Annotated in this window: 17 protein-coding genes; 7 read left to right on the forward strand and 10 right to left on the reverse strand. The window is 69.1% G+C overall.

Translation table 11 applies throughout. From position 1 onward, the window contains the following. The 4 genes from ACZ619_RS44795 to ACZ619_RS44810 form a co-directional block, all read left to right on the forward strand. Positions 1–365 (forward strand): SDR family oxidoreductase (locus tag ACZ619_RS44795; RefSeq protein WP_469611744.1); only part of this gene is annotated, 365 nt, incomplete at its 5' end. Positions 366–679: 314 nt separating this feature from the next. After that, positions 680–1,324, forward strand: a complete 645-nt coding sequence (locus ACZ619_RS44800; RefSeq protein WP_469611745.1) for a hypothetical protein — start codon at positions 680–682, stop codon at positions 1,322–1,324. A 46-nt stretch (positions 1,325–1,370) separates the two neighbouring features. Next, positions 1,371–2,246, forward strand: a complete 876-nt coding sequence (locus tag ACZ619_RS44805; protein WP_469611746.1) for a glycine betaine ABC transporter substrate-binding protein — start codon at positions 1,371–1,373, stop codon at positions 2,244–2,246. A 65-nt stretch (positions 2,247–2,311) separates the two neighbouring features. Beyond that, on the forward strand, positions 2,312–2,668 hold the full coding sequence (locus tag ACZ619_RS44810) for a hypothetical protein (protein WP_469611747.1): 357 nt from the start codon (positions 2,312–2,314) through the stop codon (positions 2,666–2,668). A 111-nt stretch (positions 2,669–2,779) separates the two neighbouring features. Here the strand turns inward: ACZ619_RS44810 and ACZ619_RS44815 are convergent, their stop codons facing one another. The 5 genes from ACZ619_RS44815 to ACZ619_RS44835 form a co-directional block, all read right to left on the reverse strand. Continuing rightward, positions 2,780–4,036: a family 43 glycosylhydrolase gene (locus tag ACZ619_RS44815; protein WP_469611748.1), complete on the reverse strand. Its 1,257-nt coding sequence runs from the start codon at positions 4,034–4,036 to the stop codon at positions 2,780–2,782. 14 nt (positions 4,037–4,050) lie between these two features. Continuing rightward, the gene (locus tag ACZ619_RS44820; protein WP_469611749.1) at positions 4,051–4,881 is read right to left on the reverse strand and encodes a carbohydrate ABC transporter permease; all 831 of its coding nucleotides are present in this window, start codon (positions 4,879–4,881) and stop codon (positions 4,051–4,053) included. Continuing rightward, the gene (locus tag ACZ619_RS44825; protein WP_469611750.1) at positions 4,878–5,831 is read right to left on the reverse strand and encodes a carbohydrate ABC transporter permease; all 954 of its coding nucleotides are present in this window, start codon (positions 5,829–5,831) and stop codon (positions 4,878–4,880) included. The genes ACZ619_RS44820 and ACZ619_RS44825 overlap by 4 nt, the downstream gene beginning before the upstream one ends. Continuing rightward, a complete protein-coding gene (locus ACZ619_RS44830) occupies positions 5,828–7,024 on the reverse strand; it encodes an ABC transporter substrate-binding protein (protein ID WP_469611751.1) in 1,197 nt (398 codons plus the stop codon). Before ACZ619_RS44830 ends, ACZ619_RS44825 begins: the two co-directional genes overlap by 4 nt. A 383-nt stretch (positions 7,025–7,407) precedes the next feature. Next, positions 7,408–8,475 (reverse strand): LacI family DNA-binding transcriptional regulator, encoded by a 1,068-nt coding sequence (locus ACZ619_RS44835; protein ID WP_469611752.1) that lies wholly within the window; start codon positions 8,473–8,475, stop codon positions 7,408–7,410. A 240-nt stretch (positions 8,476–8,715) separates the two neighbouring features. Between ACZ619_RS44835 and ACZ619_RS44840 the strand changes: the two genes are divergently transcribed. Continuing rightward, positions 8,716–10,266 (forward strand): glycoside hydrolase family 31 protein, encoded by a 1,551-nt coding sequence (locus tag ACZ619_RS44840; RefSeq protein ID WP_469611753.1) that lies wholly within the window; start codon positions 8,716–8,718, stop codon positions 10,264–10,266. Positions 10,267–10,396: 130 nt separating this feature from the next. Further along, entirely contained in the window at positions 10,397–12,751 is a 2,355-nt protein-coding gene (locus ACZ619_RS44845) for a discoidin domain-containing protein (protein ID WP_469611754.1), read from the forward strand. Positions 12,752–12,986: 235 nt separating this feature from the next. On the opposite strand, the gene ACZ619_RS44850 is transcribed toward ACZ619_RS44845, so the two are convergent. The 4 genes from ACZ619_RS44850 to ACZ619_RS44865 all read right to left on the reverse strand — a co-directional run bounded on the left by ACZ619_RS44850 (position 12,987) and on the right by ACZ619_RS44865 (position 19,984). Beyond that, positions 12,987–16,739 (reverse strand): nSTAND1 domain-containing NTPase, encoded by a 3,753-nt coding sequence (locus ACZ619_RS44850; protein ID WP_469611755.1) that lies wholly within the window; start codon positions 16,737–16,739, stop codon positions 12,987–12,989. Positions 16,740–17,046: 307 nt separating this feature from the next. Continuing rightward, positions 17,047–17,820, reverse strand: a complete 774-nt coding sequence (locus tag ACZ619_RS44855; protein WP_469611756.1) for an SDR family NAD(P)-dependent oxidoreductase — start codon at positions 17,818–17,820, stop codon at positions 17,047–17,049. A gap of 401 nt (positions 17,821–18,221) precedes the next feature. Beyond that, positions 18,222–19,235, reverse strand: coding sequence for an alpha/beta hydrolase (locus ACZ619_RS44860; protein ID WP_469611757.1), 1,014 nt, complete (start codon positions 19,233–19,235; stop codon positions 18,222–18,224). Positions 19,236–19,363: 128 nt separating this feature from the next. Continuing rightward, positions 19,364–19,984: a TetR/AcrR family transcriptional regulator gene (locus ACZ619_RS44865; protein ID WP_469611758.1), complete on the reverse strand. Its 621-nt coding sequence runs from the start codon at positions 19,982–19,984 to the stop codon at positions 19,364–19,366. A 78-nt stretch (positions 19,985–20,062) separates the two neighbouring features. On the opposite strand from ACZ619_RS44865, the gene ACZ619_RS44870 reads away from it, so the two are divergent. Further along, entirely contained in the window at positions 20,063–20,884 is an 822-nt protein-coding gene (locus tag ACZ619_RS44870) for an SDR family oxidoreductase (RefSeq protein WP_469611759.1), read from the forward strand. 37 nt (positions 20,885–20,921) lie between these two features. Here ACZ619_RS44870 and ACZ619_RS44875 read toward each other — a convergent pair whose 3' ends face one another. Beyond that, positions 20,922–22,058, reverse strand: coding sequence for an IS30 family transposase (locus tag ACZ619_RS44875; RefSeq protein ID WP_469611760.1), 1,137 nt, complete (start codon positions 22,056–22,058; stop codon positions 20,922–20,924). Positions 22,059–22,248 lie beyond the last annotated feature (190 nt).

Here is a 22,248-nt window from a genome sequence, read left to right on the forward strand (position 1 = left end):
GAGTGCTCAACACCGCCTCACTCTTCGGCATCCGCGCCAACGGCCTCGGATCCGACTACCACGCGTCCAAGCACGGAGTGGTCGGCCTCACCCGCAACGCCGGCGTGGAGTACGGCCCGTTCGGGATCACGGTGAACGCCATCGCGCCCGGCACGATCCTGACCCCGATGCTCGACGACCGGCTCCGCACCCTCCGCCGACGCGCCCCGGAAGAGATCGACAATGCCCTCGAACGGATCCCGGTGAAGCGGTTCGGCCGGCTGGACGAGGTCGCCGCCCTGGCCGCGTTCCTGCTGTCCGACGAGGCGTCGTACATCAACGCCACGGTGGTGACGATCGACGGGGGACGTTCCGAGAGGGCATGAGGGGGGCGGGCTGCGCCGACCGGCGGTACGTGAACCCGTCGCGGTTTTCGGGGCCCCAGGTCGTTCCGAAGAACGGGTGGTTACGCCCGGGTGACACGCGGGAAGTGCGCCGGATTTCGGGCGTGGCGGGGTTGTTTACCGCCTTGAGCTGCGTTGATAAACAACCCGGCCGACCGAAGAGTGATCCGTGACCGACCCGCGGCACCGCAGCGGCACGGTCCCGGGCGGCTCCGGTACGACGCCGGCCGCCCGGAACCTCGTATTCGGCCGGCGCCGACGGGCATCCCCCGGCGCCTCCCCCAACGGAGTCATTCATGGGATCCGTAACCCTCAAGAACGCGTCCGCCAAGCGAGTGCTCCGGGCAGGAGGGACCGTGGCGGCCCTCACCCTCGGTGCGTCACTGCTGGCGGCGCCGCAGTCCCTCGCGGCGAGCTCGCCCACCCCTAAGGAACTCCTGGACGCCTGCAGCTGGGCCGACCTCTGCCAGTTCCACCCGCAGAGCTACCAGGAGTACACCGGCCCGCGCCACCAGGTCGGACGGACCGCGTACAACTGCGCGAGCCAGACCAACCAGCACAGAATCGACTGGTCGGACACGACCGCCGCCACCAACTCGGTCGCCGTCTCGATCTCCGTCGGCGCCAAGTTCTGGGGTGTCTACGAGGCCGAGGTCGAGACGACCTACCGGCACGACTGGACCACCTCGCACACCGACACCGAATCCGACACGCTGAACATCCCGGCGGGGTCCAAGGGCTGGATCGAGCGCGGGAACTCCAAGCAGCAGGCCACCGGCTGGTACGAGCTCCACTTCGGCAAGCGCTACTACGGCCACTACATCTGGTACATCAAGAACTACGTGTCCTCCGGCTACAACGTGGACGACTCCTCGAAGGGCTACATCAACTTCAAGGACGCGCGCATGACCTCGACCGAGTACAACCAGCACTGCCGCTGAACCGTCCGCGGTCCGCGCAGCGAAAGGTATCGCTCTGATGCGAGGAATGCGCCTTGCGCCGCGTGTCGTCGCCCTGGCCGTCTGCTCGCTCCTCGCGGTCTCCGGCTGCGCGGACGGCGGCGGTGGCGGTGACGGCACGACCAGCGCGTACGGGGACCGTCAGGGCCCCACGGTGATCGGCACGGACCGGTCCGCGGAGAGCCGCGTCGTGGCATCGCTCTACGACGAACTCCTCGCGGCCGCGGGCGTGCGGGTGCGGATGGCGACCACCGCCTACGCGTCTCCCGCCGACACCGCACGTGCCGTGTTGACGGGCCGACTCGGTCTCGCGCCCGCGTACGAGAGCACACTGCTGCGTGCGCTGCCGGGCGGTGGGAGCGTGCCCGGCGACATGGCGGCGACGCTGAGCATGAACCTGCCCATGGGAATCGACGCGCTGCCGCCGGCCGCCGCCGAGCGCGGGCCGGTCCTCGCCGTCACCCGGGCCACCGCCCACCGGTTCAGACTGCGCAGCCTCACCGATCTCGTGAAGGCCGGCCGCCGAGCGACCCTCGGCGGCTCCGCCTCCCGGGAGCCCGGGGCCCCGTCGGTCTCGTCGCTGCGGAAGGCCTACGGCGTCACGCTCGCCCCGGCCGGTACGTCGATGACCGCCGACGTGCTGGTACTGCGCGGCACGGACCCCACGATCACCCGCGACGACCTCGTCGTCCTGGCCGATCCCAAGGGCCTGCTCCCACCCGAGCACGTTCTCCCACTCGCCGCAGCCCCCTCCGCGGACCTGATCGCCAGAAAGGCGCTGGCCCGCCTCAACGCCCTGCTGACGACGGCCGAACTGGCCAAGCTCGCCGCGTCCGTCGACGCGGGCCGGGCCCCTTCCGCGGCGGCCAGGACCTGGCTGCGTGCCCAAGGCCTAGTCGGCTGATCCCGGTCCCCGGCACACGCCGGCCCGACGTACCGCCCAACGAACGAAGGAATGGTGTTGGTCCCATGCGCACTCTCAGAAAAGCCACCGTAACCGCACTCGTCGCGACCGGCCTTCTCGGCGGTCTCGCGGCCGCCGGAGCAGCGCACGCCGATGACGTCGCCGGCGTACAGGTCGAGGTCTGCAACGACGCCTCGGTGCAGCAGAAGTTCTGGGTCAAGGGCTACAACCAGTACAACGACTGGGACGACTCCCCGGTCTGGACGGTCAACGCGCACACGTGCGCCACCGGCTGGAACTACTGGTGGAAGAAGAACTCGTCGGTCGAGCTCCACTACAAGCGGGGCAGCGCGGGATGGGACTGGAAGCTCGCGTACCTCCCGAAGACCAGCGCCGCGAGGACGACGCTCCACCTGTCGTAAGGTGTCCGGCGCGATGCCCGACCGGCTCCCGGGCCCTTGGCCCGGGAGCCGCTGCACGTTGGAACAGGCCGGGTGTGCGGGCCCCTATTTCCCACACACCCGGCCTGAGTATCAGTCGGTCACCACGACGCGGTCGACGGTGACACGGGTGCCTACGGAACCGAAGCGCTCGCCCCGCTTGTCGCTCCACTCGGTGGGCTCACCGAGGACGGTGACCCTGAGGACGTGGTCGCCCTGCGGGAGGACCGGGCTGAGGTACCGGTATCCGTCGTTCGGCACCTTGCTGTAGAAGGTGACGTAGATGGACGAGACCACCGTGCCGTCGGCGCCGGTCAGTTCCACCCGGGCGTAGGAGCCGTCGGGGAGGGACCGGCCCACCAGGGCGACGCGGGATCCGGTGAAGGGGATCACGACCTCGTCGCCCGGGGTGTCCGAGAAGAAGCCGATCTCGGTCTCCTTCCCCGCGAACTCGGCCGACCGGCCGGTCAGGGGATCCCACGCGCCGTGGAACTCCGGGATGGAGAGGGTGTCGTCCTCGACCTCCAGCGGCTGCCATACGTAGGTCGCCGCCGAGGCCTGGTGCGGGAAGGACCAGCGGTCGCCCATGTACACCGGCTCTCCGGTGGGCAGGGTGAAGGCGAAGGTGCACTGGGAGTTGCAGGTCAGGCTGCCGTCGGGGGCGAAGTGGCCGCGGTAGGTCCAGGGGCCTTCGAGGGCCGGCGCGGACAGGTGGAAGTTCTCGTTGCTCTCCCAGCTCGTCTTGTGGGAGCACATCAGGAAGTACCGGCCGCCGTGCTTGAGCATCGCCGGCGACTCTCCGCCGCGGGCGACGCCCTGGGCCACGCGTTCCTCGGCGACGAGGTAGTCCTCGCTCAGCCGGTAGATGTCGCCCTCGTGCAGCAGCAGGTACCCGGTGCCGTCCTCGTCCTGGAACGAGCCCATGTCCCACTTGCGGATCGGCTCGCCCCGGTACGCCAGCTCGCCGACGAAGGTGTACTCGCCGTCGATCGTGTCGCTCGTCGCCACGCAGATGTGCGGGTCCATGTAGTACAGGTCGTCGGAGTGCATGTACATCACGTACCTGCCGGTCGACGGGCACCGCATGACCTTGACGCGCTCGCCGATCCGCCCGGGGCCCATGAGCCCGCTCTCCTGCTGCGGCAGCACGATCCTCTCGAACCGCCAGTTCACGAGATCCGGCGAGGAATAGCAGCTGAACCCGGCGAACCGGTTGAGGTCGTCGGTCTTGTACTCACCGAACAGGTAGTAGCGGCCGTCCTGCTCGAGAAGGCAGGCGCCGTGCGCGTTCACCGTCTCCCCGCGGTCGTCGAACCACGGCACGCCGCTCATGATCAGTTGCCCGCTCACCGGACGATCTCCTCTCAGCCCTTCACCGAGCCGGCGACCAGGCCCGAGACGATCCACTTCTGGCAGAACACGAAGAACACGAACACGGGGACCAGCGCGATCACCGTGACGGTCATGAAGGAAGGCCAGTCGGTACTGAACTGACCGACGGCGTTGTAGACCTGCAGCACGATCGTGCGCTTGTCGGTCGAGGACAGCAGGACGTTGGGCCAGACGAAGTCGTTCCACGTCGACAGGGTCTGGAAGACGATCACGGTGGTGAGGATCGGCCGGATCAGTGGCAGCACGATCTGCCAGTAGATCCGGAAGGGCCCGGCGCCGTCGATCCTGGCTGCTTCCAGCAGGGACATCGGCAGCTTGCGCATGTAGCCGACGATCAGGAAGTAGCAGAAGATCGCGCTGCCCAGATAGATGAGGACGAGTCCCTGGAGGCTGTTGACCAGGTTGAGGGAGGCCTCCATCCGGTACAGCGGGATGAGGGTCGACTGCATCGGGATGCAGAACGCCACCATCAGCAGCGCACCCATCGCCGAGGTGAGCCTGCTCTTCTGCAGGATCATGCCGTACGCGGCCATGGAGCCGATCAGGATCTGAAAGGCGACACCGGCCACAGTGACGATCAGCGTGTTGGTGAAGCTGCGTACGACCGAGGACGTACGGAACACGTTGACGTAGTTGTCGAGGGTCCAGGAGCTGGGCAGGCCCAGCGGGGACCTGGCCATGTCGATCGACGTCTTGAACGTGCTGATGACGATGTAGTAGAGCGGGATCGCGACGACAGCCGTCAGCGCGATCATGATGATCGAGCGGAGGACGGTGCCGCGTCCTTCGTGCGTCCGGATCATGCGAACCTCTTCGATACGGCGCCGGCCAGACTGAGCTGCAGGAGGATGACGGCCACGCAGGCGATGGTGAACAGGACCGCGAGGGCCGAGCCGACGCCGTAGTTCGACTGCGAGAGCCCCTGGACGATGATCGACTGGGTGATCGTGTTCGTGGCGTACCCGGGGCCGCCCTTGGTCATCGCGAACGCGAGGTCGTACACCTTCACACCGTTGGTGATCAGAAGGAAGGACGACACCACGACGGCCGGGACCAGCTGCGGCAGGGTGATGTGGAAGAACTGCTGCCGGCCGCTCGCCCCGTCGACCTGCGACTGCTCGTACAGGTCGGCCGGAATCGCCTGGAGGTAAGCCAGGTACAGCATGGCGTGCCAGCCGACACCCGCCCAGACGGCGACGAAGATGACACAGGCCCGGGCGATCGAGGAATCGGCCAGCCAGGGCACCGGATCCATGCCGAACTTCGCCAGGACCGAGTTGAGCGCGCCGTTGTTCAGCGGGGAGAAGATGTACTGCCACACCAGGCCGAGGATCACCTGGGACGGCACGCCCACGAAGAAGAAGATCGTGCGGACCAGGCTGCGCCCGAAGAACTTCCGGTTCAGTACGACGGCGAGCGGGATCGCCAGTGCCGTGATCAGCACGGTGGTGGAGATCGCGAACAGGAGCGTGAACCCGAGACCGGTCAGCAGCGAGGGGTCGTTGAAGATCGTGCGGTAGTTCGCGAGGCCGACGAGACGCACGTCCGCGGAGAAGCCGTTGAAGTCCGTGAACGAGTAGTAGATCGTCTGGGCCAGGGGCACCGCGAACAGGACCACGAAAACCGCGGCGATGGGGAGCAGGAACGCCGCCGGCGCCCAGTTCCGGCCGGCGGCCGGCCGGCCGGGCCGCCGCGCCTTGGTGTGCGCGGCGGCCCGGACCTGGGCGGTCGGTGGGATGTCCACCTGGGTCACTGGGACTTCCACTTCTTGTCGAGGTTTTGGGCCACGGACTTCGGCGACTCCTTGCCCTGGATCAGCAGCTGCCACTGCGCGGCGATCTCCTCGCCCATGACCGTGCCGCCCTTGGGCCAGTTGACCCAGTAGTACTTGCCGGTCTTGATGTACCTCTTGTAGACGTCCTGGATCTGCGGGGCGACCGTACTGTCGTAGTTGGCCGAAGTGGAGATCTGGTTGATGTTCTTCTGGGCCAGCTTCAGTCCCTCGGCGCTGTTGATGAAGGACAGGAACTTCTCCGCGGCCTTCAGCTTCGCGCCGGAGATCTTCGAGCTGATCACGTACGGCGAGTCGGGTCCGCCGCCGACGTAGGGCTCACCGCCCGGAAGGGCCGGGAACGGAGCCACAGCGTAGTCGATGCCCGAGGTGTTGAGGTCGGCGAAGTCCCAGGGACCGGAGCGGAACATCGCGAGCTGGCCCGTCATGAAGGACTGCTTGATCTGGTCCGCGTTGACCCCGACCACGTTCTTCGGCATCACGCCCGTGGTGACCATGCGGTCCCACTGCTTGATCAGCGGGGTCCAGACCTCCTCGAAGGTCTTCGTCCCGTCGAAGATCGCGTCGTCGCCCGTCTTGACGCCCTGCTTTGCGTAGTAGCCGCCGAGCATCGGACCGAAGGACCCGGAGACGACGCTGGGGTCCTCCATGTACGCCGTGACCCCGGAGGCCTTCAGCTTCTCGCCCATCTTCAGGAACGCGTCCCAGGTGGTCGGCACCGAGCTGTAGCCGACCTTGGCCAGCAGCTTCTTGTTGTAGACGATGCCGCCGGCCCAGGCCGTCGGCGCCATGCCGTACACCTTGCCGTCCCGGGTGTACAGCGTGGAGGCCGTCGGGTCGATGCCCTTCATGAAGGACTCGTGCGTCAGGTCGCGGGCGTAGCCCCCGTCCATGACCGCACTGCGGGTCTCGATCGACATGTGGAAGACGTCGGGGACCTGGTTGCCCGCGATCCGCGTGGTCAGCGTCTGCGCGTAGTCGTTCGCCTGGCCCTGCGCCGTGCTGAGATCGACGTTCACCGTCGGATTGGCCTTCTCGAAGGCCTGGACGATCGGGGTCATCACCTTCTCGTTGTTCCACGAGAAGTAGGTGATGGTGGTCTTGCCGCTGGATCCGCCCGTTCCGCCGCCGCAGGCGGCCAACGTGGCGGTCATGGTCATAGCGGCAAGTCCCGCGACGATCTCTCTTCGACTCCGCATCACATCTCCTGATTGGCTGGTGCCCGGCTCGCAGCGCCGATGGCTGACGTTCTGTTGAGGTGCCGGCGAGGTGTGGGCCGACGAGATATGCGCACTGCTCGGCGGCCGCTCACACGGCTGGGCCGACGTCCGCTCGATATCGGCAGGCAGGAGCAGCCGAAGGACGAGGGGTTTCTCGGCCTCGCGGATGCGGCGCGTCGTACTCCGAGGAATCGAGCGATACGTATCGCTTGCGTGCCGTGACTATGACATAGCCGTTAAGCCGCATCAAGGGGCTGTTGCGTTCTTCGTCGTTTCGAGACCTGTCGGCGCGCTTTCGTGACGTGCTCCGAGCGCCTCTATCGGCCCTCTTCGACGAACAGGGCGGTCGTGGCGCGACGCACCAGGCCCTTGGGCTCGACAAGTTCCAGGCGGGGTGGACCGTCGGCGCCCGCCAGGCGCTCGAAGAGCAGCTCCATCGCCAGAGCGGACACCGCGTACGGTCGGGGCGAGACATTGGTGATCGGCCGCGCGTACGACCGTGCGGTGTCGTCCGTGCAGAAGCTGACGAGCGAGACATCCCGGCCGGGGACGAGATTCCGGGCGTACAGCAGCCTGACCAGCCATTCGGTGACTCGCGGGGCACGGGCGATCAGCCCCAGCCTGCCGTCCCGGTGGGCGAGGAGCTGATCCGCGCAGCCGACCATGCCGTCCCAGCAGTCGGAGGCGCGCGGGACGACGGTCAGTTCGATTCCGTGCAGGGCGGCCCGGTCGCGGGCGGCGTCGTGGAAGTCGAGCACGAACTGGAATCGTTCCTGCTCGCCGGTGGGTTCTCCCACGACAGCGATGTGCCGGTGCCCGGTTATGGCGAGCTCGTCCACGAGCAGTTCGGCCGAGCGCCGGGTGTCGAAGTCGACCACGTCCAGGCCCTGCGGATCTCTCGGACGGCCGACGAGGACCACGGGCAGGCCCAGGTCGTGTGCCGCCGGGATCCTGTCGTCCTCCGGCTGGATGTCCATGAGGACGAAGGCGTCGCAGATCGAACGGCCGGCCAGGCGGGCGATGCCGTCCGGGCCCTCCCGCACCGTGCTCAGGACCACCTCGTAGTCGTTGCGCCGTGCCTGCTCGATGATGGTGTCGATGTACGGGACCGATTCGGCCGCATCGGCCTTGGGGCCGAGGTGCACGATCAGCGCGACCACGTTCGTCTTGGCGGTACGCAGCGTCCGGGCGCCCGCGTTGGGCTGGTAGCGCAGTTCGCGCATCGCCTGCTCCACCCGCGCGCGCGTCTCGGCGGACACGGCCCGCTTGCCGCTCATGACCGCGGACACCGTGCTCTGTGCCACACCGGCGAGCGCGGCGACGTCCTTGCTCGTGGGCGCTGACCGGCCGTTTCGCTGGTCCGGCGATCGTTCGTCTCGTGCCATGTCCCGATACGCTAGCCGACCCTCGCGCCCCGGAGTAGGCATCTTCCTGTGGCCTGGGTGTTGCGTGGATATTGCTTTTCTCCCGACTGTCTGCCCTAATGGCGATTCGTATCGCGCGATACGTATCGCGCTGACTGTCTGTGCGCCCGGCCTCCGGCCCGGCGCCTCCTGTCGAAGGTTGTGACGATGTCCTCCCATCCTGTGCCTGCTCCGCCTGCGGACATCCTCGCGGAGTACACCGTGAACGAAGCGGACCTGATCCTCGAAGCGGGCGAGCGCTGGTGGGGCGGCTCGGCCGTGGATGGCCTGCTGATGCCATTCGGCGAGCGGCCGTTCGTACGCGATCTCGGCGCCGCCGAGCGGCACGAGTCCGGTGAGGCCGCGCCGTCGAACCAGAGCAGCCCGCTGCTGATCTCGACGCACGGGCGGGTGATCTGGTCGGACCGGCCCTTCAGGTTCGCGTTCGAAGGCATCGAGGGCGGCCTGCTGCGGGTGTCGGGACGTGACATCCACGTCTACCGGGGCGGCGGTAACCTGCGGGAGGCGTACCGGTCGGCCGCCCGCCGCTTCTTTCCCCCGGCGGGCCGGGCTCCCGCACGGCAGCTGTTCACCGGGCCGCAGTACAACACCTGGATCGAGTTGCCGTACACGCCGACACAGGATGCCGTCCTGCGCTTCGCCGCGGACCTCCTTGCCGCGGGGATGCCCCCCGGTGTCCTGATGATCGACGACTCCTGGTCGCCGGACTACGGCACCTGGCGCTTCGACGGCGCCCGCTTTCCCGACCCGGCGGCCATGATCCGGCAGCTGCACCACTGGGGCTTCTCGGTCATGCTGTGGGTCGTCCCGTTCGTCAGCCCCGACTCCGCCGCCTTCCGGGAGCTGGAGGGCAAGAACCTGCTGATCCGGGACCGGAACGGCGACACGGCGGTCCGCCGCTGGTGGAACGGGTTCAGCGCGCTCCTGGACGTCACCAACCCCGCGGCCACCGCGTGGATGACGGACCAGCTCGACGCCCTCGTGGCCGAGATGGGTGTCGACGGTTTCAAGTTCGACGCCGGAGACATCCGCGACTACCGCGCGGACGACCTGACGGCCAGGCCGGCCGAGCCGGTCGACCTGTGCGAGGCATGGGCGCGGGTGGGGCTGCGCTACCCCTTCAACGAGTACCGCGCGTGCTGGCGGATGGGGGGCCAGCCGCTCGGGCAGCGGCTGCAGGACAAGCCGCCGCTGTGGGGGCCGGACGGGATCGGGTCGCTCGTCCCTGAGATGCTCGCCCAGAGCATGCTCGGCTACCCCTTCACCTGCCCCGACATGATCGGCGGCGGCGAGATCGTCGCGATGGGCGAGCAGGGCACGACGGACCAGGAGTTCTTCGTCCGGTACGCCCAGCTCGCCGCCCTCAGCCCGATGATGCAGTTCTCGGTCGCGCCCGCCCGCGTCCTTGACGATGTCCATCTCGCGGCAGTGCGCGAGGCGCTGGCCGTCCGCGCCTCCCATCTGCCGCTCATCCTCGGTCTCATGGACGAGGCCGCTGTCACCGGTGAACCGATCGTGCGCCCGATGGCCTACCACGCCGATGGCCTGGACGACGTCGCCGACCAGTTCTTCCTCGGCCCCGACCTCATCGTGGCGCCCGTGCTCGCGAAGGGCGCGAGGGAGCGGACCGTCGCCCTCCCGGCGGGCCACTGGCGCGGTGACGACGGCGAGGTCGTCGAAGGCCCCACGACCGTGCGGGTGCGTTGCGATCTCGCACGCATCCCGCGCTTCGAGCGTCTCACCCACGTCTGACGCACCGTTCGAGAAAGGAACAGGGGAGGGACACGTCCGTGGTGGGCGGCGGCCGGTGGCCAGCCGCCCTCAGGACGCTCGCAGTCGTTTGTCTCCACCGTTGGATCGCCAACTGACATAAGGAACACGCATGAGCCGCATGCGCACCATCGCCCGAGTACTCCTGCCACTTACCGCCCTGAGCGCGAGCCTGGTCGTGATACAGCCGGAGGCCCACGCCGCCTCCGTCGTCGTCTCGCAGGTGGCCAAGAACGGGAGCAAGGGCTACCTGCAGGTCGACGGAAAGCCGTTCACCATCAACGGAGTGCAGTCCTTCGGTGAATGGCAGACCTACGGCAACGGCAACATGAGCCCCATCCCCACCGACCAGTCCACGCGGATCCTTCCGCAGGACTGGCTGGAGAACACCTTCGAGAAGGCCGCGGCGGCCGGCTTCAGCACCATCCAGATCGAGCTCGCCTGGAACCAGATCGAGCCCACCACCCAGGGCGTGTACGACTGGACCCTGATCGACAAGTACGTCAGCTGGGCCAAGAAGTACAACCTGAAGATCGACATCGTCTGGTGGGGCGCCAACGGCTGCGGCGGAGGAATCCTCCCCGGCAGCACCCACGGGTTCATGACGTCCGTGCCCGCCTACCTTCAGGACCAGGCGAAGTACTGGGGCGACGGAACGAACGGCGAGGAGGTCTTCCCGTACCTGCCGATCACGGGAGACAGCCACTACGACGACGCCAACTACCTCTTCAGCAGCGAACGCACCGCGGTCAAGGCCATGTTCGACCACCTGGCGACGGTCGACACCACCCACCAGACCATCATGTTCCAGGTCTACAACGAGCCCAACAACAACACCTCGACCTGGACCACCCAGCACGCGCTGTGGCTCAGCCTGATCGACCAGCTGGGCGGGGCCGTCAAGAGCTCGAACTACGTCGTCGCCACCCGGGTCAACCTCTCCGGCAGCCGTATCTCCAGCGGCGACATCAACGCCCTGCCGAACATCGACTTCGTGGGGCCTGACGACTACCACTTCCAGGTCTCCGACATCGCCGCCGCGGTGAAGGACACCGCGACCAAGTCGGACATCGCCTACGTCCCGGAGACCTACAGCACCAACCCGGCCCTGTCCTCGATCGAGGCGACCGCCCTCGTCAACGGCGGGTTCATCAACTTCTGGCAGATGAACGACTCCTGGGCGGACTCCACCCACTCGCTGTACGGCATCCCCGCCAACGGATTCCCCAGCTACACGACCTGGACGCTCGGCACCATCCCCACCATGCCGCCGGGGACCCAGCGGATCAAGCGGTTCAACACCGCGATCAACAAGATGCCCCAGCTCGTGGCGACGGCGCTGCCGCAGGACATGGCCGGCTTCAACATCGCCACCGACACCCCCGCCACCAGCTACACGGGTACGTCGGTCGTCGACGGCGCCAAGGTCTCCTACAGCACCTCGGACGGGTCCATCGGTCTCGCGCTCTACGACAGCGCCAGCGACAGCTACTACCTGGCCTCCGACACCGGCACCTCGGCCACCTTCAACCTCGGTTCGGCGACGGCGACGGCGCAGGTCGGCTCCTTCGACAGCAGCGGCACCTGGGTCTCCACCGGCAGCAGGACCGTCTCCGGCAGCGGCGACATCCAGATCAACCCCGGCGAACTACTGAGGGTCGGCAACGTCACCCCGGTCAAGAACCTGGCGCTGAACGCTTCGGCGAGCGCGTCCTCGTTCTTCAGCGGACAGGGTGCCGCGCTGGCCGTGGACGGCAGTACCAGCACGCAGTGGACCGCGAGCGACGGCACGTTCCCGCAGTCGCTGACGGTGGATCTGGGCAGTGCGAAGGCGCTGACCGCGGTCCGGCAGCGGTTCGCGGAGACCGACGGTTCCACGTACAACTACACGGTGCAGGGGTCGACGGACAACAGCACCTGGACGACGCTCGTGGACCACTCGGCGGGTGTCACCACGAGTTCGCCCGTGACCGACAGCGTCACCGGCACTTGGCGCTACGTGAAGCTCACCGTCACGGGCGTCAACAAGAGCCACTGGGCCAACAGCAAGGAGTTCGAGATCTTCGGCCCGACCCAGAACCTGGCGACGAGCGGTTCGGCGAGCGCGACGTCCTCCTACACGGGGCAGGGTGCCGCGAAGGCCGTGGACGGTGACACCAGCACGCAGTGGACCGCGGGCAACGGTACATTCCCGCAGTCGCTGACGGTGGATCTGGGCAGTGCGAAGGCGCTGACCGCGGTCCGGCAGCGGTTCGCGGAGACCGACGGTTCCACGTACAAGTACACGGTGCAGGGGTCGACGGACAACAGCACCTGGACGACGCTGGCGGACCACTCCGCGGGTGTCACCACCAGTTCGTCCGTCACCGATTTCGTCTCCGGTACCTGGCGCTACCTCAGACTGACCGTGACGAGTATCAATAACAGTCACTGGGCCAACAGCAAGGAGTTCGGGATCTTCGGCTGAGCAGTACCCGCAGCCACCGTGGGGCGAGGCCTTGGGCCTCGCCCCACGTGTTTTCCGCCAGAGCGAGCCTGCTGGGGCCCGGCTCGGGACGGGACGGCCGCCGACGGTCGACCACCAGAGTCCCATGAGCCGTCAGCACAGCGGATACCCCAGTTGCGATCGAGGACCTCGACGGACTGTCGGCGATGCGCTCGCGGCCGTGGCTGTCGGCGGACGGGCCCTCATCCGGTTCGTGTCACCGATGGTCCGCCGCCGACGTGTCCGGCACGGTCCGGTCCCCGCAGACCGTCCGGTACGGCACGTCGGGGAGGTAGGTGCCCCACTGTTCCCTGGTGAGGTCCGCGCCGCCGACCCGGGTGCAGACCTGAGCGACGGACCGAGCGGGATCCACGGTGTACCGCTGGAGCGGGACGTGGGCGCTGCCGGCGTAGAGCGTGCGGCTGTCGGCGCTGAAGGCCAGCGTGTCGATGCTCTCGCCGGGGGTGGTTAGGGGGCCGCCGAGGGGCTGCTGGGTGGCGGTGTCCCAGAGTTGGAGCGTGCCCGCGTTGCCGCCCACGGCCAGGGTGCGGCCGTCGGGGCTGAACGCCACGGCGCCGACCGCTTCCGTGATGTTGTCGAGCGGTACCGGAAAGACATTCCGCAGGATGCCCGTGCGGTGCCGGAGCGTGCCGTCCCACAGGGCCACCCGGCCCGTCAGATCGCCGGCCGCCAGGCGGGAGCCGTCGGGGGCGAAGGCGAGGGCTCCGATCAGGTCGCCCTGGACCAGGTCATGGGCGACGGACCTGCCCCCACGGACGGCCCGCTCGTCGCTGACGAGGAGGCCGCCGTCGGGCCGGACGGCCAGATAGGCGCCGCCCCGGCCGGGCAGGACCGCGGTCCTGCGGCGGCGGACGGTGTTCCAGGTCTCGTTGCTCAGCTCGCCGAGGATCGTGGAGCGGGCGGTGTAGAGGGTACGGCCGCCGGGCCCCAGGGCGAGAGCGGCGACGCCTGAGGCGGATTTCGCGGTCGCTAGATCCAGGGTGGTGCGGGTGCGGTGGCGGGCCAGGTCCCAGAGGGTCGCGCGTTGCGGTGCCGCTGCCGAGGCCGAGGCGAAGACCCCGTAGGCGAGGGTGCTGTCGTCGGGGCTGAACGCCAGCAGGGGCGCCACGTCCGATGGGGATAGCGGCAACGTGGGGTCGGCGGAGACCGGCGGCGACGGGGGAGGCAGCGTCCGCAGGACCCGGCCGTCGCGGGTGTCGCAGAGCTGGAACCGGTAATCGGCACCGGTGCGTTCGGCGGTGGCGAGGGTACGCCCGTCCGGGCTGAGCCGTTCCGCGGCGACGGGATGTTCGAGCCAGGCGGCGGAGACGGCCGCCGTGAGGTCGAGGGAGTGGACCGTACCGCCTTCGAGGAAGCGCAGGACGGGGCGGTCGGGATCCCACGCGAGGCCGCCGTACACCAGCTGCTGGTTGTTCAAGGAGTACCGGAACACCGGCGCGTCGGGATCCGACAGTCTCCAGACCTTGATCTCTTGGTTGTCGGCGGTGGCGATGAAGTCACTGTCCGTGCTGAAGGCCGCGTCTCCCACGCCCGGGTCGTCGAGGTCGGCGATCCGGCGGCCCGACGCGACGTCCCAGACGCGCACCGCGTTCGCGGAGAGGCTCGCGAGCCGCGCACCGTCGAACGCGAGAGTCGCCTGGTCGGCGTCACAGCTGCCGCGGGCGTCCGCCCAGGACCCGGGCAGGGCGCGGCCGGTACCGGTGTCCCAGACCTCGGGGGTCTTCCCGGTGGGGCAGACCGCCACCAGCCGGTCGTCGGGGCCCGGGACGACCCTTCCCTGACTGGCGCCCCGGGTCTCGAAGAGCACGTGGCCGTCCGTGACGGAGCGCACCTGGTCCTGCTGGTCGTCCATCCCGATCTGCACGTAACTGCGGTCACTGGCACCGAAGTCCACGCCGGCGTTCACATCCGCCGGCGCGCCGGTCCAGTGGCCGGTGGCCGTGTCCCACAGCCGTACGCCGGTGCCGTCGTCGACGGCGATCACGCGGGCGTCCGGGCCGGCGGCGAGTACGCTGCCGGCCGGCAGCCGTCCCGTGGCGGTGCGGCGCCGGGTGGTGACGTCCCAGGTGCTCCAGGTGCGGCCGTCGACGTCGAGCAGGGTGCGGCCGGAGCGGGCGAGGAACAGCGTGGCCTGATCGCTCGCCGCGGGGGCCGTGAAGTTGTCCTGCTCTGGCTGGGCGAGGGAACCGAGCAGGGCGCGGCGGGACTCGGGCAGCGGGGAGACTCGCCAGGCGGCGAGGCCGAGCAGCATCGCGGTCCGCGGGTCGGTCGTGCGCAGGGAGTCGGCGACGGTGGCGACGCGGCGGGCGGCGGTGTCGATGCGTTGCCGCTCGCTGTCGCGGTGCTGCTGCCAGGCTGCCAGGCCGGCCACCAGTGCCACCGCCAGTACGGTGGACAGCGAGCCGAGCAGCACCCGGGAGCGGCGGACGGCGCGGGCCGCGGCGCCTTCCTCGGCCTTGCGGGCCTCCAACGCGGTCCGCAGGAACGCCCGTTCCGAGACGGTCAGTGAATCGTCGTCCGCGAACAGCTCCGCCGCGCGGACCAGGCGTACGCCCCGGTACAGGGCGCCGGGGTCGTGATCGTGCTCCTGCCAGGTGCGCGCCGCCTCCGTCAGGCTCCGGTGGCGCCGCAGTCGTTCCCGGTCCTGATCGATCCACCCACGCAGCCGGGGCCAGCTGGTGATCAGCGCTTCGTGGGCCAGCTGGACACCGTTCTCGTCCGCGGTGAGCAGTCTCGCCTCGGCCAGCCGTGCCACGATGGGCGGGACCTCGGGATCCGTCCATTCGTCCAGTTCGGCCCGGGTGAGCGGGCGCCGGGTGTCCGCGCTGCCCTGACCGGGCTCGATCAGCCGCAGCAGCAGCTGCCGGGCGGCGCGGGCCTGGCCGGGGGACAGCTGCGCGTACACCTCCTCGGCGGTGGCCGCGATCGCACCGCGCACCCCGCCGGCCGCCTCGTACGCGGCGAGGGACAGCAGCCGGCCCCTGCGCCGCCGCCAGGTCTCCAGCAGGGCGTGCGAGAGCATGGGCAGGGCGCCGGGCTGGTTGAGGACCTCCTCGACGATGCGCGCGGTCAACTCCCGTTCCACCAGGAGCCCGGCCGCCTGCGCCGGTCTGGTCACCGCCTCGCGCAGTTCGTCCGCCGTCATCGGCCGGACCGGCATTCCGGCGCCCCGCAGGGAATCCGCCAGGCCCGGTTGCTCGGTGCACCGGGCGTAGAAGTCGGCGCGTACGGCGATGAGCACGTGCAGCCGGCTGTCCGGCCGCCGGGCGGCGAGCAACAAATCGATGAAACGATTCTGCTCGTTCTGGTCCCGGCAGAGTGTGAAGACCTCCTCGAACTGGTCCACGACCACCCAGCTCTCCGGTTCGTCCTCGGCCGGCGTCAACAGGTGCCCGTACGTCGTGGCGGGCCTGGAGCCCGGGGTGAGGATCCGCAGTGCCCCCGGGCGGTCGCGGAGTGCTATCTCCTCCTGGAGACGCGGGATCAGACCGGCCCGCAGCAGCGAGGACTTGCCGCTGCCGGACGCGCCGAACAGCACCGCGAACCGCCGACGGCACACCAGCTCGGACACCTCCTCGACCAGCCCGTCCCGGCCGAAGAACAGCTCGCGGTGGTCCACGTCGAACCGTGCCAGTCCCCGGTACGGCGGCGAGGCGTCGGCCTCGTCACGTTCCGACACTTGCGCGGTCTCACGTTCCGCCGCCTTCCACAGCAGCTCCCACTCGGCCGGATCGCCGCCGCATGCCCGCACATACCCCTGGAGGACCGCCAGCGACGGCAGCCGTTCTCCGCCCGCCGCCTGGGCGAGGGCCGTCACCGAGAACCCCGCCGCCCGCGCCATGGTCCGGTACGGCGTACCGCCGGCGGCGCGCCGCAACTCCCTGAGCTCGTGGGCGAGCCGCTGTACGGGACCGGCCTCCGGGTCCACTGGTCTTTCGGGACGACCCACGAATCAGGCCTTTCGTGCAGATGGCGCCAACAACAGGCGAGGCGGCAAATGTATGAATCGCGCCGCGGGGGCGTGAACCCCGTATGCATGTGACATCGGCCGATATCAGCTGTCCAGCTGTGATGAACCGGTGCGCCGTACGGCCCCGCGGCGCCGGAGGAGGTTGTGTGCTCTGGTGCGAGCGGCCGCGGAAGGGACCTGCGGGATCAGGAGGACGATCTGCCCGCGGCGCGGCTGCTGTTCGGAGCTGCCCCTGCTTTGGCGTGGCACGTTGACCCGCTGCGGGGGAGCGTCCGACGAGAGCCGGCTACTCCCGGAAGACACCGCCTCCGTTGACGCTCCACACCTGTCCGGTGATCCACTCCGTATCGTCGGAGAGCAGGAACGCGATCACGCTCGCGATGTCGTCGGGTCGGCCGTGCCTGGGCAGCGGCAGTGACGACAGGATCCCCGCCTTCATCTCCTCGCTGAAGCTGCGCAGCGCGGTCTCCGTGAGGATCGCGCCGGGGCTGACCGCGTTCGCCCGGATGCCACTCGGGCCGTGGGTACGGGCGACGTGCCGGGTGATCGAGTTGATACCGGCCTTCGAAGCCGCGTACGCCACGCGAATTTCCTCACCGTACTGGGCAGCGCCCGAGGTCACGTTGACGATCGACCCTCCTCCGGACGCCACCATGTGCGGGATGGCGTTCTTCATCACGAGGGCGGTGCCGATCAGATTGGCCCTGTTGGTTCGTTCCCAGACGGACACATCCATGGTGAGCAGCTCCAGATCGCGGCCGGCGGTGGCCGGTGAGACGTCCGCCGCGACGTTGGCCACGCCGTCGAGCCGTCCTCCCCACTGCTCGACGGCGGTCGTCACCAGGCTCTCTATGGACTCCGCGTCGTACAGGTCGTAGTACCCGCTGGTCGCGGTGGCTCCGGTGGAACGGATCTCCTCGGCCACCGCGGCGGCGCCGCTCCTGTTCACGTCACCGAGGTGTACCCGGGCACCTTCCGCGGCGAGCCGCTTGGCCGTTTCGGCGCCGATGCCCGTGGCGCTGCCTGCGACGATGATGCACTTGTCCTTGAGGGTTCGCATTTCTTCACGGTTCCTTTCGAGTGCTGGTATTTCGACTGCGGATCGTCGTCCGCAACGGGGTTGGCGGTCCGGTTCGGCGGACGATCCTCGGGTCAGGGCGTCTGCGGACCATCGGGGACACCTGTCGCGCGCTCTCGGAGACTTCCGAGGCAGCTCGATGTTCGGATCGGTGTGGGCCGGAGGCGCACGCTCTCCCGAGGGCCGGTGGACGTTCTCGATCGTTCCCGCGAAGTCGGGGCACGACAGAGCCGCCAAAGTCCGTCACCTCGACCGCGATCGGTACGCCTCTCCTGCTGAGCCCCGGTCCGGCCTTCTGCTTGCCGTTCGGCCCGGAGCCGCGGGCGCGGAACCGAAGCCACGGCTGCCTTCTTTTTTTGGGGGGCGGGCGCCCTCGCCGGTTCCTACGAACGGCTCGTGGCGCTCCAGCGTGTTTCGGCGAACCGACGGATCTCCCCGGCGTGTTCGCGGTCCTCCGGAGCCTGTCCGAGGAACATGCCGTGTCCGCCTGCTTCGAACACGTGCAGTTCGGCCGGCACCCCGGCGGTGTGCAGCGCCCGGTGCATGCGCACGGTGTCCGACAGCAGTAGGTCCCGGGTACCGGACAGCAGGAGGGTGGGAGGGAAGCCGCTCAGGTCGCCGAAGAGCGGGGAGATGTAAGGGTCGCGCGGGTCGTGGCCGTCCGCGTAGAGCTGGGCCGCGGGCAACGCGTTGGCCGTCAGTACGACGTCCAGGCCGAGGTTGGTCTGCCAGGTGTCGCCCGCCATGGTGAGGTCGGTGGCGGGAGTGTTGAGCACCACCCCCGCCGGGAGCGGGAGGCCCTCGTCACGAGCTCGCAGGATCAGCGCGGCCGCAAGGTTCCCGCCTGCCGAGACGCCCCCGACAACGATCTCGTCGGGGCTGTGTTCAGCCAGGAGCGCGCGATAGGCGGTGAGGCAGTCGTCCAGCGGTACCGGGAAGGGGTGGTCGGGAGGCATCCGGTAGTCGACCGCCCACACCCGGGCACCCACCGTGGCGGCCGTGATCGCCGCGGTGGCCCGGCACATCGGACCGCTGCCCAGGGTCCAGGCCCCGCCGTGAAGATCGAGATACACGCGCCGGTCGCCGGAGGGCACCGCGGCGGGAGTGACCACATACACGGGGAAGCCGCCGAGATCGACCTCCTCGACGGTGTCACCGCTGGGTGCGATCGCGTCACCGAACTGTGCGAAGAGCTCCAGTACCGACGCCTCGTGGGCGGCGACCATCTTGCGCCATCCGTCCTTGTCCTCGACGGCCGGAATGGGTGAGGCGGGCCACTGGTGGGGCGGCCCCGCCTTACCCAGCGCGAGGACGGCCTGCGCCTCGCGGCTCACGGATGAGGGAACCGGGATGTCGCGCCCGGGAAGGCGGACGGCCGGGCGTTGCGGGTCACTCATGGCCATGCTCCTTGCTCTTGGTACGTGCGGGGGACTTGGTGAGGTGCGCGGCGGGCCGCCTGGTCGAGGCCGGGCCCCTTCGCCACCGGACGGGGATCTCAGCCGGAACCCCTGCCGTCACCGGACGGCTATGAGGCGACGGCCGACGGCTGCGCGATGCCGGTGAGGAGGAGGTCGAGCAGACGGTCGGCGTCGGCTTCGGTATCGGCCGTGTCCACGGCCGCGGGGCTGCGGGTGATCGCGCGGTAGAGCAGCGTGCCCCCGACGGTGTCGGCCACCGTGTCGAGGTCGGCGTCGGGACGCAGCTGCCCCTGTCGTACTCCGGCGGCGAGCCGGTCCTTCAGCTGCTCCCGACCAGGGCCGGTGAGGTGGTCGTAGAGTCGCGCGGCGTCGATGTCGCTGTCGACCGCCGCGGCGGTAAGGCCGCGGATCAGCCCGCTCACCGCCGGGCTGTCGAGCCACTCGAACTGCAGGCGCAGCCACTCGCGGAGATCCTCCGCCACATCGCCGCTGTCGGCCGGCGGAGCAGTCGTCGCCGTGAGGTGGCCGGCGAGTACGGCTTCGGCCACGACTGCCGATTTGGTCGGCCACCGCCGGTAGAGGGTCGGCTTGCTCACCCCGGCCCGGGCCGCGATGGCCTCCATCGTCATCCGCTCGTAACCGTGCGCGGTGAGCAGATCACGGGCGGCCTCCAGGATCGCCTGGTGGGCGACAGTACTACGGGGCCTGCCGGGTTGTTTCGCTGCCATGACACGACCGTAAGCCGGGTGTGGCACTATTTACAATACGTTCCGTAATTTAATTATCCCTCGGCATCGGGAGCCAGCATGGACAAGGGCATCGTGGTCGTCATCGGAGTGGGCGGTATGGGACAGGCGATCGCCCGCCGAACGGGAAGCGGGCGGCACCTGCTGCTCGCCGATCACAACGAGGCGACGCTGGAGGCCGCAGCGGACCTGCTGTGCGGCGAGGGCCACGGCGTCACGACGCGCCGCGTCGACGTCTCCGACCGGGACTCGGTGATCGAACTCGCCGAGACCGCGGCAGGGCTGGGGCCGGTCACGCACCTCGCCCACACCGCGGGCCTCTCGGCCGTTCAGGCGCCCACAAGGGCGATCCTGCGCGTCGATCTGCTCGGCGTGGCGCTCGTGCTCGAAGCGTTCGCGAACGTCATGGCACCCGGTGGTGCGGGTGTGGTGATCGCCAGCATGGCGGGACACATGGTCACCGGTCTGCCCACTGAGCAGGAGCGAGCACTCGCCGTCACGCCGACCCCCGATCTCCTGGCGCTGCCGTTCCTCGGCCCGGACGCGCTGAACGACTCCGGGGCGGCGTATTCGCTGGCCAAGCGGGCGAACATACTGCGGGTGCAGGCATCGGCCGTATTCTGGGGCGAGCACGGCGCCAGGATCAACTCGATCAGTCCGGGCGTCATCTCGACGCCGATGGCACAGGAGGAACTGGCCGGCGACAACGGGGAGCAGATGCGGGCGATGGTGGGGGCATCGGCGGCGAAGCGCCTCGGTACCCCCGATGACATCGCGGCCGCCGCGTCCTTCCTGCTTAGTCCTGAAGCCGGGTTCATCACCGGCACCGACCTGCTCGTGGACGGGGGCGTCATAGCCGCATTGCGCACACCGACGGACTGACGGAGGGCGGATTCCAGTCATCGTCGCAACACGGTGATCATTCCAGTGTTGCGACGAGCTTAGCGAAGAGGTTCGCGGGGGTGTTCCAGTTGAGGGTCTTGCGGGGGCGGCTGTTGAGTTCGGCGGCGACGAAGGCGAGGTCCTCGGCGCCGAACACGGACAGGTCGGTGCTCTTTGGAAAGTACTGGCGCAGCAGGCCGTTCGTGTTCTCGTTCGAGCCGCGTTGCCACGGGCTGGCGGGCTCGCAGAAGTAGACCGGGATGCCGGTGGCGCGGGTGAACTCGTCATGTCGGCTCATCTCGCTGCCCTGATCCCAGGTCACCGAGCGGGCCAGCTCGGCGTGGAGGCCGCCGAGGGCGTGGACGAGCGCGTCGCGGACCTGCTCGGAGCCCCGTCCGCCGGGCAGGTGGAGGAGTTTGACGTAGCGGGTGGACCGGTCGACCAGGGTGCCGATCGCGTACTGGTTGCCCTTGCCGACGATCAGGTCGCCCTCCCAACTGCCCGCTTTCCGACGGTCGTTGAGCTCGTCTGGGCGGTGGCTGATCAAGGTGCCGGGGTCGATGAACCGGGTGGCGCGCTCGTCGGGCCGGCGGCGTCGACGGCGAGCGGGCCGGCCGGTGCGCAGGAGGCCGGGGGTGCGTTCCAGGCCGCCGCGGTGCGGCAGATGGACGGCCTGGTAGACGGTTTCGTGCGCGAGGTGCCGCTCGGGCTCGTCCGGGAACGCGGTGCGCAGGGCCTGGCAGATCTGCTCCGGGCTCCATCGCCGGTCCAGGCGCTGCTGGATGAACTCCTTCAACTCCGGGTCACGCCGTATCTTGCCCTCCTTCGAGCGGGCGCGGCGTACGGCCGCCCGGCGCTGCGCCTGGAAGGGGTGGTACTTGCCGGTGCGCGGGTCGCTGTTGCGCCGTACCTCCCGGCTGATCGTGGCCGGGCTCCGGCTGAGCTCCCGGGCGATCGCGCGCAGCGAGTTCCCGGTCCGGAGCAGATCGGCGATGACGAACCGCTCGTCCTCGGCAAGGAACCGGTCCGAAGTCCCGTCGTGACGCCGCTCCTCGGTGATCGGCGCGTAGACGCGCTCGCGCCCGGTCCGGTCGACTTCCTTGCGTCCGTATCGCCAGCGAGTCCCGGTCCTGCGGTTGGTCCCCACCTCGCGGCACGCCGCCGAGTTGCTCATCCCTTGCGCCATGAGGCGAAGGTAATGATCACGCTTGTCCGCCAACGGAGCAGGTCCGCGCTTCTTCGATGTTCGACGCGGCTTGGCCATCGCAACACCCCGCAGGGTCAGGTGTTGCAACCACCGTTAGAACCCAAGTTCCCCAGGTGGGGCCGGTACTCACTCCTGAAGCCAACCCTCCTCCCCCTGA

The sequence above is a fragment of the Streptomyces sp. NPDC104367 genome (genome assembly GCF_055583825.1).

Coding starts and splice junctions, on each gene's coding strand:
- ACZ619_RS44810 (WP_469611747.1), top strand. CDS start 2,312: ATGCGCACTCTCAGAAAAGCCACCGTAACCGCACTCGTCGCGACCGGC.
- ACZ619_RS44830 (WP_469611751.1), bottom strand. CDS start 7,024: ATGACCGCCACGTTGGCCGCCTGCGGCGGCGGAACGGGCGGATCCAGC.
- ACZ619_RS44820 (WP_469611749.1), bottom strand. CDS start 4,881: ATGATCCGGACGCACGAAGGACGCGGCACCGTCCTCCGCTCGATCATC.
- ACZ619_RS44855 (WP_469611756.1), bottom strand. CDS start 17,820: ATGCGAACCCTCAAGGACAAGTGCATCATCGTCGCAGGCAGCGCCACG.
- ACZ619_RS44800 (WP_469611745.1), top strand. CDS start 680: ATGGGATCCGTAACCCTCAAGAACGCGTCCGCCAAGCGAGTGCTCCGG.
- ACZ619_RS44845 (WP_469611754.1), top strand. CDS start 10,397: ATGAGCCGCATGCGCACCATCGCCCGAGTACTCCTGCCACTTACCGCC.
- ACZ619_RS44860 (WP_469611757.1), bottom strand. CDS start 19,235: ATGAGTGACCCGCAACGCCCGGCCGTCCGCCTTCCCGGGCGCGACATC.
- ACZ619_RS44870 (WP_469611759.1), top strand. CDS start 20,063: ATGGACAAGGGCATCGTGGTCGTCATCGGAGTGGGCGGTATGGGACAG.
- ACZ619_RS44805 (WP_469611746.1), top strand. CDS start 1,371: ATGCGCCTTGCGCCGCGTGTCGTCGCCCTGGCCGTCTGCTCGCTCCTC.
- ACZ619_RS44835 (WP_469611752.1), bottom strand. CDS start 8,475: ATGGCACGAGACGAACGATCGCCGGACCAGCGAAACGGCCGGTCAGCG.
- ACZ619_RS44865 (WP_469611758.1), bottom strand. CDS start 19,984: ATGGCAGCGAAACAACCCGGCAGGCCCCGTAGTACTGTCGCCCACCAG.
- ACZ619_RS44875 (WP_469611760.1), bottom strand. CDS start 22,058: ATGAGCAACTCGGCGGCGTGCCGCGAGGTGGGGACCAACCGCAGGACC.